Raw genomic sequence first — 13,497 nt, forward strand, 5'->3', positions numbered from 1 at the left:
ACAAAGGGGGTGTTAAGTGATGAAGAAATCAGCATATGAATTAATGGCACAGGGGTATGAGGAATTACGATTGAAGGAACAAGCGAAAGAGAACGGGCAGGAAGCCGGATTCATCCAGTTGAATACACAGAACGAACGCCCTTTTACTGCAATTGAAAAGATGATGCAGGGTTACGACGAATTGGGCTTTACTTTAGGTACAAAACAAAAGGATAGTGAATTGTAATGGCACGGGTTAGTAAGAGTGTCGGACGTGGCAGCATTGGTAAATCAAGTAGTCGTACAGGCAAGGGCAGTACCTATAAGCCATCTACGGCTAAACAAATGAGTGACGCACATAACCGTAATAAGGGCAGTAAGACAACCTAGTATCAGACATAGACAAATGAATAGATTAGACGAGGGAACACGACTTTAACCGGTTGATGTTCCCTCTTTTTTTTGTGTAATTATGAATAATAATGTTCAAGTTCACTGTTCAGTTACACTAATACGTAAATTTTTTAAGTTGAATGTTGCGGTATACAGTTGAAGTATATGTATGTGTTATGACGGATTCGACGTTAGGTGACGTACAGAAAGTAGGTAGAGAATGGTTAGAACGTAGGTGACGGCATATATTGTGAGTGGATATGACTACAATGAAATGTACAAGAAAGCCGCCCAAAGGGTAACGCTGCCAAATCCATCCGATGTGAAGTATCTAGTTTCGTATGTCCGTAAATGAAGTAGTACCAATACTTCACCACGATAAAACATTAAATTATAATCCCCTATCCATGTTACCGTGGGAAGATTTCGTTCTACCACTTCATGCGACGTATCCAGTCTAAATCGTAATGAAACACCAGTTAAAAAAGGGAATGTTTATTTAACCGATTCGTCAAGGTGTTTTACTTAACAGACAAACCGCATAGAGTAAAGGGCGATTTAGTTAGGAAAAGCGGTTAAAAAAGTATCGGTTTTTTTAACAATAGAAAAGGACATTACGCTTAGTAAGACCACTCTTACTTTATAAACGCAATGCCCGTTTTCTTTAATAAAAAATTCAAGACCGGTTATATGTCTTTAAGCGTTCCTTAACCCAAACCAATGTGTCTTCCGTCATTCTTAAACATAGTAACGCATCATAGTTTGAAACTGTTTCACGATATAGCTTACCGTCAATTTTAGGTCCCTCCGTAATGTGCGGTCCCAAATTAGAAGTGGTTGAGTACAGTTGATAAAAGAGTTTAAATCGAGAGTATTCGAATCTGTCGTCTGTCTGGAACGCTACCCCGTTATCGGCGGTTCCTTTCATAATATTATTAGGGACTTTAACTTCTTCAATGTGGGTGTCCGTGCTTAAATTACGTAACCCTTTCAGCCATCTAATATCTCCATCGTCCTTAAAATGGCTAAACAATCCAGTAATGATACTTCTGCAGTTAGAGATACACGAAACATTTTCGCCGGCAATATAGTTCTCAATTGCTTCTTGATATAACTCTGCAATTTCAGGATACTCATGAGTTAACCAACTATCAATAGAAGAGGGATTCCTAGGAACAATTGCAACACTTTCAGTGAAAGGAATCAATTTGAACTTACCATTAGCATATTTAACGTCCAGATTAAAAACATTTAGATTTTTTGATAAAGTTTTAAAATCATCGTTACTTCCGTCAACAATGACCTCACTAACCACATCAGGATTCCCATCTTTAAGACTACGTTCTAATTCGAAATCGTCTATGAATGTAGAATCATCCCAAAAACCTTCTCTAAATATGTTAACGATATTAATTTCAGACACTATTTCTGACATTAGTGCAGTAAAACCTTCTATATTCCCCCCATTTGAATACGATGTATTTAAAATTCTTTTCATTACTGAATAAAATTCTGTAAATCTAGGATTTTCATTTTGATAAGAGGCACGATAAGAATATGGATTTAATTGATATTCGTAAGCGTCATATAATCCACTATACCCCGCATTTGATAAGATTCTTTCCCACATAGAGTTGTTGTTAGTAGGCAAAATCACCTGGTTGTTTAATACAGTTGCTATCTTAGATAATGAAACCATCTCAAAACTATCCAAACAAAACCCTCCCATTTCTCCTTCGTACATCTCTTACATTTTATAGCACTTCTTAATTTCGCACACTATACTTACATGACTTTAAATATTCCCTAAAACAATGGATTATGGGAACTGAAATCAGACAAATAGGAATCGCTTAATGAAGCCGTTTGTTTTTCCCTCAATCCATTCCCAAAAGTGGATGCCATATTTGCGTGTGTATTTGAACACCATTGTTCAAGTGTGTAGAAGCAAGAGAAGGGCACCCGGGGGGACGGGGGGTGCCACGCAGCAGACAGAGGACGCAAACCATTTTTTCACCAAAAATAACGTCCGGATGTACCTTTGTCAAAAAAAATCTCAAACTGCGTACTGTTCGGTTGAAATTTATATACCACCGTGCTAACATAATGTTATTCGATTGATAAAACGCATTACAATATTAAAATCGAATCACAAAAATTATTTTAGGGGGCGTTATGTATGGGCAAGAAAGAGTACAAGGCTGGGGACACGTTGGTATTACGTTTGAGAAAGAGTGACATTCTTCTGATGAAGTGGGCATCTATTCAAGGTGAAATCGGCGATGGTATGCGGTATTTGATTGAAGAAGAGATTGAACGTAATGGTATGAAAGATTTGTCGAAGGAAATCGAGGACAATCGTCCGATGTTCCCGAATGCGAAAGATATTCAACGTGATTTGTATCTGTTTATATTAGAAAAAGGGGAAGTTAAGCCGGCAGAAGCATATGAACATCTTGCTACGTTGCACGAGTTGGATGATTGGAAACGCACGATTATCACACGAACAGGTGATGAACCGAAGTGGCATAATATCGTTCGTTGGGCTAAGGAAGCGTTGAAACATGACGGTTTAGTACAAAGTAAAGAAGGCGAACGTGGGGTATGGGTTCTGACCGAATCAGCAAAGCGGTCATATGAGTTATTAAAGGAACAATGACGTGAAAGAGGGGGTTAACCTCTCTTTTTTTGTTCGTTTTTTCAAAACAAATTACATAAACAATCGTTACCATAAACAATAAATTCTATATAATTCCTAATAAATCATCAAATTAACCCTTATTTGGTGTTAATCTACTAATAGAGAAACCATAGGAGGGTTTGAAATGAAGAAAAGAACGATGCTTGTCATCGCTGCGGCAGCTTTAGTTGTAATTGCTTTAGCGACCGGTGGGGACGAAGAAACAACAACAGAAGAAGCAGCACCACAAGAGGTTGTAGCCGAAGAGGAAGCAACCGAAGTGACGGAAGAAGAAACGGTAGTTGAAGAGGAAGCCGCCGAAGAAGAGGTAGAAGAAGTAGCTGCCGAATCAGAAAATGTACTCGGAGAAGTAGAATTACGACCACTTATGAACGGTACTGGAACAGAACAAGTGGGCGAATACGCATATGTAGCTTCTTCAAAAGACGCAATTACAGAAGAGAATCTACTATCTTTCTTTGAGAACGAAGCAAGCAACTACGAAGACGCCAACTATCTTGTTATCGACTTGCAAGATGGTACTGCCTTCCACGTACTAAGCGGTATGCCAATGCTAACTTACGGTGTATTCAACACGGAAGAATTGAACCTAGAAGAACAGTGGGAAACAATCATTGTCGATACAGATAGCGGTACGGTATCGGGAACTTTACATGACGGTGTAGCGGCAGACAAAGCACTATTTGCTAAGTAATAAACAATTAAGGGGAAACGATATGAAGAAATACGCATTTTTAGCGGCTTCTGTTATGGCAATCGGTCTTGTGGCAGCTTGCGGTAGCGAAGAAGCAGCAGAAGAAACAAGTACAGAAGAAGTAGCAAAAGAAGAAACGGGCATGACTGCCGATGACGCCTATTCATGGTTGAAAGAATCGGGTCTAGTGACTGGCGAAGCGGAAGATGTTACAAGCAAGTATGAAGGTTCAGAAGGTCTTGTGAAAGCTATCAGAACGCCGGAAGCTGATATCATGCAGTACGAAACGGTAGAACAAGCTAAGAAATACGAGAAGCCGGATTCTGATACATCCAAAGTGGTAGACAATGTTTTCGTATTGCTTAAAGCGAATCAAGATAAGTCAGAACAGTTCGTACAGGTACTTGAAGCTAAAGCCCCTCTAAGTGCAGAACAAGCAGCGGCAGTAGAGAACCACCCGTTCGCAGATTCTATGACTGCCGACTTCAATGCGTACACGACGGCTTTCTATGGTGTCCCAACGGATGAACGGTCTATGGTATACGACACTTACGTTAAGGACAAAGAAGTGACGTGGACGGGTACGGTAGCAGATACAGAAGCGATGGGCGATAGCATTGTCTTAGTGTCATCAGACGATTATAACGGTCAAGATTGGTCAACTCTTAGCACTGACAATAAAGAGTTGCTGCCGTATACAATCGTTGTAGAGTTGAAGGACGAAAGCAACAAAGCAGGAATCAAGAATGGCGACGAAGTGAAAGTGAAGGGTGTTGTCGGGTCACGGGGTGACGTAGATTCACAATTCAACTGGAAACTGTATGAAGGCGAAATAGTCAAATAACGTATTCTTGCAGATTATGAAAGGACGGGGCAACCCGTCTTTTCTTGTTGTCTCTTAATTTAGTAATCATAGTCAAAAGAAAAAGCCCCGAGTAAGGGCTTCGATTATTTCTTCAATAACATTACTCCCCATCATCAGAAGAAGTACCGTATGCCATTGCTTCTTTATCTTCAACTTCTTTCCACAAACTTCTATGCCCAATTAGAATCATGTTATCGTGATTATCACCGAATTGGTTCATATAAGGATGTTCATAGTGATTAATTATTGTCGGGTTGAACCAACGATTTCTTCTCACTCGATTAAAATACTTATGTCCGTTCGCTTGAATTTTATCTAAGATAAGTTCGGCTTCTCTAATTTGACCATGAATTTCAAAAAGTTCGTATACGCGTTCTTCATCAGCACCTATATATGGAATGGAGATGTTGTACCTTTTCGTAGCGTGTAGTTCTCTTTGCGAATCAATAACATCTAATAGCGGTTTTTCACGACCATCGTAAGTGATTTGAGTTTTATAAATCTTTAACGTCAAAACAATTTTAATATTTGTAGATGGTAAATCACCACGATTTTTTACTCGAATAGAGAACACTTTAGGATTGAGATTAAGTTCAGAAACAGGGATTGGGAACCCTTCTCCTTTGAAATTAAGATTCTTTCTGTAATGTGCACTTCTTAGGTTAGCTTCATACTCTTTGTTTAATTTGTCCCAACCATCGGACGTCAACATTACATTCCTTGATTCGGTTGAAATAGAAAGTTTAGATTGACTCATTTTTTTAGTGAAACGAAAAACGTACATAACTAATACCAAGTTCAAAACGGCTAAAGCAACTGTTGCAACCGGGTCGATTTTTTCAAAGAAATTCACAACCTCATCAATCCAAGTTAATTCTTTCCCTCCTACTGCACCAAGAACCATATTCATTATTAACATCACCTTCGACTTCGTAATAGTGTAAAAAGATAAGAGGACATTCTAGTTATTGGTAATCCTCTTTATCATCATAATTCAACGACCGCAATACCGGCTATCTTTATGCCGGTAATAGTCGTTTATCCGGGTCTTATCGCAAACAACACCTGGGCTTGTTTGAAACAACGCTAGGGCTTGTTTAAGATAAGCGACTTTTACCAAAATGACGATGAAGGTATACAATGTTCATGTAAGGTAGCAAAAACCTAGTAACGTGCAGCATGAACGGCTTCTTATTTGCTGCCAGTGGTAGATTGCCCGTAACGGAAAAGTTCGATGCAACTCACGGGCGTATATATGTATGACCAGTGACTGAAAGCCGTAATTATCTTTTGAAAAATAACATTCAAGGGGGATTTTAAGATGAAGAAGGTAGAAGGAATCGTGTATACACTGGAAGGCGTAAGTGACCGTGGGTTGATGGCAGAAGCGATGTTCGACTTACATAATCTTCAATCGAAGCAACCGGGTACAATCGAGAACATCAAGTATGTAGCAGGGGGCAACCGTGTTATCGTCGTCGCTTATCGAGATATTTCTCAATACATCGAAGACAATTCGCACGTATGGGAAGTCGTAAGCACGTATCCAGTCAATATCATTACGTCTATCAAGTTCGACAAGTCAGAAGACGCTGCATTGAAGACGATGGACGAAGACGAACAGGAATTTTACTTCACTAATTTTGAATATAAATGACGGATTGACGGGGCTAACCCGTCTTTCTTATGTATATAGAGGGTGTGTGTTGCATCGGGTAAGGTGTATGTACGTCGGGTGTGATTTCGCCGCATCTGAACGGGCAATAGGAAGAGAATGTAAAGCTAGTATTGTAGTATTGGAAGGGTTTTAGTAGAATAAGATTAATTCACGAATGAAATGTGATTCACTATTTACGTGTATGCGTAACTTTAGATGATGATTGAAGTTAACACATAAAAAAGAACAAAAAAAAGAGGACTTCCCCCACGCCTGCCAGCAATTCGGGAAGCCCTATGACTTTTTCGTTATAAGACCATTATATATACGGCTTTCCGTTATTTCAAGGGAAAAGTCTATCTATACATATATTTAGGTTGTAATGAGAAGTTTTAGGGTGTAACGAAGGGGTGAAGTCTTCCTAAACAATAGGAGGGCTTTTTCGTTATGTACAACAACCAACTTGAAAACATAAAGAAGCTACAACGCTTCGATACATTGGACGACTTTAACGAATCATTCTATATCGCTATGAAGAAACACCGGGATGCTTTCAGTAAAGGTGAATTGATTGCACTCAAAACCCTAAAGAACTGGGGTGCTAAAGTCTTTGGTGTCGTCTATGCGAAGATAGGGACGATTATTAGCGACTTAATCAAACGTAAAGGGGAAATGTACACCCCTAGCCGTTCGACGTTTGAACGTGCTATACGTAAGGCAAAGAAGCTAGGCATCATCCGGACTATCGAAACGAAGCAGGGCAGCAAGTCAGAACGCCGTCGGAACTTGAAGGGGAACAATCTTTTCATCTTCGAGTTGTTTAGCGATTCAGAACAATTGACGTATCGAAAAGACACACAATTGACGGAACGAGAAAACGCCGAAACACCGCATAACCAAGCCGTTCAGACGCCCGAAATCGAGGGGGATGCTTTAAAAACCTCTTATACTTCAGAAAATACTTTAAGTTCTTTACGTAAGAAACGTGATTCTACATATGTACAAAGTTATGTACCTAGATTTTTAGTGAACAAGCTTAAACCGTTCTACGATAGTGCAGATATTATCGAAGATTGCTTCCACAATGCCGTAAATATCATGGATTCGTACTACAAAGGCGGCTATGAGTTCGTCACGAAAGCCAATTTCGAAGCATTTGCGAATGAAGCAATCAATGCATTGGTCAAAGCAGAACGTAAATTAAGTGAATTAGGGCAGTCAGTACGTCGTCCAGTCGGTTATTTCACCAACGCATTCAAGCAAATGGTCGAAGATGCAGCCATGAATGAACTGGTTGAAGCAGAAGAAAACGCCCCGGTCTATTAATCGGACGCAGGGACGTGTTTTAAGAGTGCCTTTCAACTGGATGCAGTGGGTCAATTCTGTTCATATCGTATAGATAGGGAAACCCTTGGCGGTGAGGTGTCGTCAGAACGCCTGTAATCGCCTGTATTGCATTCTGTGTGTCTGTAAAGGCAATACATGCTGGACGCTTAAAACGCCTTATACGGCTTCCTGTGGCGTCTAAAAATGAATGGTGAATGTGTTCGTTTAAAATAATTAGTATACTTGAATGATGTAGTTGATAATTGAATGTTATTATTCAACTATTTAATGCAACTGTAACATTCAAATGAATCGTTTGGGGTCGTCTGTAAGCCCTTCTAAGCGTTATGAATGGTAAGGGTAATTGTAGAACGTAGAAAGCCCGTGAGGGGCGTCCTGTGGATTCTGGGGACACTTCCTAACGGGTAGTTTAGACAATCTATATTAATTTCGAATTGTATTCAAATGAGATTATTCTAGTCCTAACTCTTTTCGTTCTTCCAGTGACAAATCGTTAATGTTGTAAGTCTTGACTGGTGACGGCTTACCGTCCGTTAATCGCTGCCCGTTCCAGTAGCGAACAATGCCGCCCTTCTCAACTTCTTCTGTTTTCATTTGCACTTTATAGGTGGAGTAAACGGAACGAATGTAGTTCATATTTACTTCGTACTTCTCGGATACTTCCGTCCATGTCATACCACCTTGAATATCCTTTAGAATCATCTGATTCAATCGTTCCTTCTTGTAATCAACCTTATTTACGTCCTTCATCGACATATCTTTACATCCCCTTTGAGTGTGTTCTTATTACAAGTTGGGAGGGTAAAGATACTTTGTGACGATTCTAAGTGAGTAATCGCAAAAAACTATTACTTTTGATGCCGAAATAGTATAGAATCGAAACACAAGTTTTTACTTACCTAGGGGGAAGTACATATGGACACATACACATTTAAATTCACCTGCCCTGAATGCGGTGAAGAATTCACGGAAGAAGTTGAACTAGACAATATGGAAGAAGCTTCTTCGTACGACAAAGACAACGGGATGGGCGTAGAAATCCAACACGATTTTACGGTTACTGTGACGTGTCACGAATGTAATACTGAATTTGAAAAGAAAGGTGAAGTTTGGGAATACCCTGCCGATGTCTTTCAAACTCCATTCTTGACGAATTAACCGAACGCCTCACGTTAAGTGGGGCTTTTTATATGCCTATTTTTAGTGTGGTAGCGTAGATTTATTAACCACAAGTTATGGGACATACTCCCTTGTGATTGTGAGTGATAAACTTTATAAACGTTGGTACTAAGCCGTTTTCGAACGTTTCAAGACACAAGGACAATTTGACTGTCCCACATCCCCACAACTATGTAACTGAAACTTAATAAAGCTTGAAACCGTTGGGGCAGAAGGGGTTTCGGCGTTTTTTGTATTGGGTCAGAAAAAAAGTTGAAATCGGGTGTAGTACGGAAAGCCCTTAGAATGGCTATATAGGGGAAGACATAGATAATTAAATAAAAGTTATAACGTTAACTTAGTTAAAAAAACAGTCGCTTTAGCGACAATGCGTTAGCAATTAATGAACCGGTCTATTCTTTTGTATAAGAATCAAAAAGAGTAAGTAACGCCTAACGGCGTGTTTATTCACTTCGTTCATAAACTAGTCTTTTAAAAGAATCAGATATAGTCATTAGATATTTACAATAATAAGAATGAACCTACTCGGAACGTCGGGGCGTTATTCCAACCTTCTATGCCATAAGAACGTTGGGACGTAGCTTCTACCTTTTGTAGAGTAGATTTCTATAAATAGTCCTTTCACGTTTCTTCATTTTGTTTACCTTTGCGATGTTTGTTTGTCAGTATCTCTTTCGAAAAGAAAAGCCCTCGTTTCCTTAACCGGATTCGGGGGCTTCTTTTTTGTATCTAATTACTCAATGATTTCCTTCTCACGTAGCTTCTTGTATAGTGTCGGCTTCGATACGCCGGATAGCTTACAAATCTGATTGATTGAATACTGTTTCGTCTCTAGATTGTCTACGTAAAGCTTAATAGCGTACTTCACTTTGTCCGAATCCACCTTTGGACGTCCAATCTTGCTTCCTCTTCTCTTTGCACTCTTCATTCCGTCCTTAGTACGTTGGCTAATCATATCCCGTTCGAACTGCACGACACCCGACATTACGGTGAAAATCATTTGCCCTTGCGGTGTTGTCGTATCTAACCACTTATCATTCAGACTGATTAAGTGTGCCTTCTTTTCCCCTATATCTTTAACGATTGTCTGTAAGTCGATTGACGACCGGGAAAGCCGTGAGATTTCGACAATGTATACCGTATCGCCTTCTTCTAATTCCTCAATCATACGGTTAAGTTCCGGACGATTCCGAATTGTGCCGGACATCTTTTCGTCGTAGAACACCGTACACCCTACCTCTTCCAGTGCTTCACGTTGACGGTCTAACCGTTGCCCTTCCGTTGATACACGAATGTATGCAACTTTGCGTCCTGTTAGTGTCTTTTCTTCTACCATGTTCATATGTAAAACCCCCATGTATCAAATGTTTTGTCGGTTAAGTTAATGTTATCTTACACCTTTATTTAACTTAAGACAAGTATATAGTTGTACTACATAATACAACTATAAAGTTATACTTGTTGTATTTAGTGAAAAATACACTATTAAGAACAAACGTGTATAATGAATATGTACAATCCACGGAAAGGGGGCTACGTATTGGGAGAAATCATCACCGTCACCATCTCGAAAGGTGGCGTATTGAAAACATCCATCGTCAGTAACTTAGGAAGTGCGATAGCAAAGACATATCCGGATAAACGAGTGCTGCTAATCGAATCAGACCCACAAGGGAACTTGTCGGATTCGTTCGGCATTGATTCAGAAGCGTTGCCGTACTCATTGTTTGATGTCTACACGGGCGAGAAGTCTTTCCATGAAGTCAAACAACCGATACTGCACAACATGGATATTGTGCCAGCAAAGAACGAACTGAATGACTTAGATTACCGCATATGGACGAGTTATGAACGAGAAGGAATAAAGCCCTTCGAACTTCTAAAGGACGCTATACGGGACGTGAGGGACGACTACGACTACATTCTGATTGATACGCCGCCGGCATACTCTTTGAACGTCGGTAACATCCTAAGCATCACGGACAAGGTTATCATTCCGATACAGTTAGAACCCTACGCCCTCAAAGGATTGAGGAAAGCCGTCGATATGGTGGGTTACTATAATGAACGACGTAAGAACCCGATTGTAATAGCCGGTGTGTTGGCTACGTTGGTACGTAACACGTTCCTACACAAAGAGTTATTGAAGCAGACGAAACAATATTGTGAATCGAAAGGGATTCCGATGTTAAATACCGTCATCAAGCAATCAATCAAGTACGCCGAATCGGTAGCAATCGAAGGGAAACCTGCCGTATTGTCCGACAAAGGAAGTGCGAGAGATAAAGAATTGTTGAACGCTTATTACGAGATAATGGAGGAAATCATACATGAGTAGAAAAGTACCTAGTCAGTTCGATAACGTACCGAACGAGAAGAAGCAGGAAGCAGAAGTACCAACGAATGATTTGTTGGATTTGTCGCAATACCAAACGAAGAAAGAAAAAGAGAAGGTCAAACCGGGTAAAACCCGTGTCACAATCTTAGTCGATGATGAAGTGGCGAAGCGTTTAGACCGTGCTTCCAAGCGATACGGCAAAGGGTTCAAGTCTAAAATCACAACAGATGCTTTGACAAAGGCATTAGATTTTCTAGAACAGAAAGAAGCAGAAGAACGTGCGAAAAGAGAACGAGAAGGCAGGTAAAACGAAGGGACGTGTAAAAGCGTCCTTTTTTGTATGGGGAAATTGAGTAATAAGATTCAATTATTATTTTAATATAACAAGTGTGTTACAGATGCGATATTTCGTTGTTTTGAGGGCTTCCAGTCGGCTAATAGAGTAAGAAAAAGAATAGATTGCGTCCCTTTCTATTCTTCAATCACGCTGCCTATAACTTAATACGAATCACTTCCGAAGCATGAACGATTTCAATAGTCGTTCTGCTTATTTTTTTACCTAAAGAGGTTACATTATTCCGGTTTATTGACTGGAGAACGCCACAAAACGAAGGGGGTAGGACACATGGAACATGAATTTAAGTTACGAGGGAAGACAGTTCGAATCGCCCGGGATATTAGGAACATAAAGCTTCAAGAATTTGCGGATATGTTGGGGTTTGATAATGGATATTTGTCCAATCTAGAACGAGAAAACATGACTATTTCACGCAAAAACGAAATCCGAATCATTCGAGGGTTGCGGAAGCATCTTAAAGTGACCGACGCCGAGTTAGTCGCTATCCAAATCATTCTAGAAAATGCAGAAGGGAAGTTTGACGAATGAAAAAAGTAAGACCGTTAACCGGTAAACAGAGGCACATCTTAGACGATTACTTTCGACGTACATTAGCCGGTGAAACGATGGAAGAAATCGCTACTTCACATGGAATTAACCGTAAAACGTTGTCTGTATGGAAGAACTGTAAGGAAGGTAAGGCACTACACGACAAGTTCCAAAAGGAAATGAGTTCGCAAGAAATGCCTAAGTTCTACCGTGTATTGTCCGAGAAGATGCAAGCCGGTTCATACAAGCATATGGAACTATACGCTAAGATTCATGGTCTTCTTGTCGAGAAGAAGGAAGTATTGAACAAGACGGAAGGCGAAGACCGATTGAACGGCGGCTATTCAAACGAAGACTTAGCCGAACTGGAAGCACTTATTAATGGAGAAACACCACTAAAACGGGTTAAATGACCCAAGAAGGAGATTACGTTATGAGTTTGTTCAAAGGTGACACTATCAAGAAAGTAAACAAGTTAATTGAAAAGGGCAGCGAACGTAAAGAGAAGCTTCTCGCTAAGATTGAGGAACTAAAAATGGAGTCGGAAGCATTGTATCAAGCAGAACAAGACGACTTTAACGAAGCTATATTGAATGATACCGAACCAAACATGAAGCTTCGTGATGACCGTCTGAAACTTCAAAGAGAGTTACAAATCGCTAAAGAAATGTTGTCGCTAATCGACAGTGTTATTCAAGATGAGTTAGAGAAGGCGAAGGATGATGTTGAGAAAGAACGTAAGCAGTATGATTCGGATAAGGCAAAAGAGTTCAACGTGATGTTCGCAGAACTTAACGATTTGAAGCTGGCTTACCTCAACAAACTTGTTGAATACAGTAAAGCAAAGTCTAAATATACAGTAGATTATCGTAATAAATTTGAGGATGTTCATAAAAAAGTCGGCTTGAAACTGCCCGATACATTCTACTCGTTTAAGCTTAACGTTCATCGACAGCGACAAGATGATGGGTTGTATTCGCCGTTGATTTTTAAAGACGAACTCTTAGCGATTTTAGAAAACCAAAGCTTGTCACCAGTGACGGCAAAGAACAAAGACGCATTTAAGAAATAAGTACCCACCACCTCTTATTTTTGTAATGAAGAAGGCACCACTAACGATAGACACACGGACGGGGTAAATCGCCCCGTTCTTTTTTATATTCACGAAAGGGGAAACAGACATATGGATAACATGAAGCGATACAAAGAAGCAATGGAACGAGGACGACGGATTCGGCAACTCCAAGACGAATCAATGGAACTATTTGTAGCAGCCATTCAAGGAATCAATGACGTAGATGCACTGGAACAAGTGAAAGACCAACTATTAAACAAAGGGGGTGTTAAGTGATGAAGAAATCAGCATATGAATTAATGGCACAGGGGTATGAGGAATTACGATTGAAGGAACAAGCGAAAGAGAACGGGCAGGAAGCCGGATTCATCCAGTTGAATACA

17 protein-coding genes are annotated in these 13,497 nt (G+C 40.0%); 13 read left to right on the forward strand and 4 right to left on the reverse strand.

The genetic code is table 11. The annotated features are described in order from the left end of the window. Positions 1-19: 19 nt before the first annotated feature. Complete coding sequence (locus tag EVJ24_RS14935) at positions 20-226, forward strand: hypothetical protein (RefSeq protein WP_131441780.1); 207 nt, start codon at positions 20-22, stop codon at positions 224-226. A gap of 822 nt (positions 227-1,048) precedes the next feature. Here EVJ24_RS14935 and EVJ24_RS14940 read toward each other — a convergent pair. Continuing rightward, on the reverse strand, positions 1,049-2,086 hold the full coding sequence (locus EVJ24_RS14940; protein ID WP_131441781.1) for a hypothetical protein: 1,038 nt from the start codon (positions 2,084-2,086) through the stop codon (positions 1,049-1,051). A gap of 465 nt (positions 2,087-2,551) precedes the next feature. On the opposite strand from EVJ24_RS14940, the gene EVJ24_RS14945 reads away from it, so the two are divergent. The 3 genes from EVJ24_RS14945 (at position 2,552) to EVJ24_RS14955 (ending at position 4,611) form a co-directional block, all read left to right on the forward strand. Next, positions 2,552-3,031: a winged helix-turn-helix domain-containing protein gene (locus tag EVJ24_RS14945; protein ID WP_131441782.1), complete on the forward strand. Its 480-nt coding sequence runs from the start codon at positions 2,552-2,554 to the stop codon at positions 3,029-3,031. Positions 3,032-3,197: 166 nt separating this feature from the next. After that, positions 3,198-3,767 carry a hypothetical protein gene (locus EVJ24_RS14950; protein ID WP_131441783.1) on the forward strand — a complete coding sequence of 190 codons (570 nt, stop codon included), beginning with the start codon at positions 3,198-3,200 and terminating at the stop codon, positions 3,765-3,767. 22 nt (positions 3,768-3,789) lie between these two features. After that, a complete protein-coding gene (locus tag EVJ24_RS14955; RefSeq protein WP_131441784.1) occupies positions 3,790-4,611 on the forward strand; it encodes a hypothetical protein in 822 nt (273 codons plus the stop codon). A 121-nt stretch (positions 4,612-4,732) separates the two neighbouring features. Here the strand turns inward: EVJ24_RS14955 and EVJ24_RS14960 are convergent, their stop codons facing one another. Next, positions 4,733-5,542, reverse strand: coding sequence for a hypothetical protein (locus EVJ24_RS14960; RefSeq protein ID WP_131441785.1), 810 nt, complete (start codon positions 5,540-5,542; stop codon positions 4,733-4,735). Between the two features lie 411 nt (positions 5,543-5,953). Here EVJ24_RS14960 and EVJ24_RS14965 point away from each other — a divergent pair, with 411 nt between their 5' ends. Further along, on the forward strand, positions 5,954-6,289 hold the full coding sequence (locus EVJ24_RS14965) for a hypothetical protein (RefSeq protein ID WP_131441786.1): 336 nt from the start codon (positions 5,954-5,956) through the stop codon (positions 6,287-6,289). 447 nt (positions 6,290-6,736) lie between these two features. Continuing rightward, a complete protein-coding gene (locus EVJ24_RS14970; RefSeq protein ID WP_131441787.1) occupies positions 6,737-7,615 on the forward strand; it encodes a hypothetical protein in 879 nt (292 codons plus the stop codon). 471 nt (positions 7,616-8,086) lie between these two features. Here EVJ24_RS14970 and EVJ24_RS14975 read toward each other — a convergent pair whose 3' ends face one another. Beyond that, positions 8,087-8,392: a hypothetical protein gene (locus tag EVJ24_RS14975; RefSeq protein WP_131441788.1), complete on the reverse strand. Its 306-nt coding sequence runs from the start codon at positions 8,390-8,392 to the stop codon at positions 8,087-8,089. A gap of 159 nt (positions 8,393-8,551) precedes the next feature. On the opposite strand from EVJ24_RS14975, the gene EVJ24_RS14980 reads away from it, so the two are divergent. After that, positions 8,552-8,794 (forward strand): hypothetical protein, encoded by a 243-nt coding sequence (locus tag EVJ24_RS14980; protein ID WP_131441789.1) that lies wholly within the window; start codon positions 8,552-8,554, stop codon positions 8,792-8,794. Between the two features lie 754 nt (positions 8,795-9,548). On the opposite strand, the gene EVJ24_RS14990 is transcribed toward EVJ24_RS14980, so the two are convergent. After that, positions 9,549-10,157, reverse strand: a complete 609-nt coding sequence (locus tag EVJ24_RS14990; RefSeq protein ID WP_236637688.1) for a recombinase family protein — start codon at positions 10,155-10,157, stop codon at positions 9,549-9,551. A 198-nt stretch (positions 10,158-10,355) separates the two neighbouring features. Between EVJ24_RS14990 and EVJ24_RS14995 the strand changes: the two genes are divergently transcribed. The 6 genes from EVJ24_RS14995 to EVJ24_RS15390 all read left to right on the forward strand — a co-directional run bounded on the left by EVJ24_RS14995 (position 10,356) and on the right by EVJ24_RS15390 (position 13,390). Then, entirely contained in the window at positions 10,356-11,153 is a 798-nt protein-coding gene (locus EVJ24_RS14995; RefSeq protein ID WP_161568756.1) for a ParA family protein, read from the forward strand. Then, on the forward strand, positions 11,146-11,460 hold the full coding sequence (locus EVJ24_RS15000) for a hypothetical protein (RefSeq protein WP_131441792.1): 315 nt from the start codon (positions 11,146-11,148) through the stop codon (positions 11,458-11,460). Before EVJ24_RS14995 ends, EVJ24_RS15000 begins: the two co-directional genes overlap by 8 nt. 318 nt (positions 11,461-11,778) lie before the next feature. After that, positions 11,779-12,039, forward strand: a complete 261-nt coding sequence (locus tag EVJ24_RS15005; protein ID WP_131441793.1) for a helix-turn-helix domain-containing protein — start codon at positions 11,779-11,781, stop codon at positions 12,037-12,039. Next, positions 12,036-12,452 carry a phBC6A51 family helix-turn-helix protein gene (locus tag EVJ24_RS15010; protein ID WP_131441794.1) on the forward strand — a complete coding sequence of 139 codons (417 nt, stop codon included), beginning with the start codon at positions 12,036-12,038 and terminating at the stop codon, positions 12,450-12,452. Before EVJ24_RS15005 ends, EVJ24_RS15010 begins: the two co-directional genes overlap by 4 nt. A gap of 20 nt (positions 12,453-12,472) precedes the next feature. Next, positions 12,473-13,111, forward strand: a complete 639-nt coding sequence (locus EVJ24_RS15015) for a hypothetical protein (RefSeq protein ID WP_131441795.1) — start codon at positions 12,473-12,475, stop codon at positions 13,109-13,111. A gap of 111 nt (positions 13,112-13,222) precedes the next feature. Then, complete coding sequence (locus tag EVJ24_RS15390; protein WP_161568757.1) at positions 13,223-13,390, forward strand: hypothetical protein; 168 nt, start codon at positions 13,223-13,225, stop codon at positions 13,388-13,390. Positions 13,391-13,497 lie beyond the last annotated feature (107 nt).

Origin of the sequence: Exiguobacterium sp. SH1S21 (genome assembly GCF_004337175.1) — a bacterium.
Lineage (GTDB): Bacteria > Bacillota > Bacilli > Exiguobacteriales > Exiguobacteriaceae > Exiguobacterium > Exiguobacterium aurantiacum_A.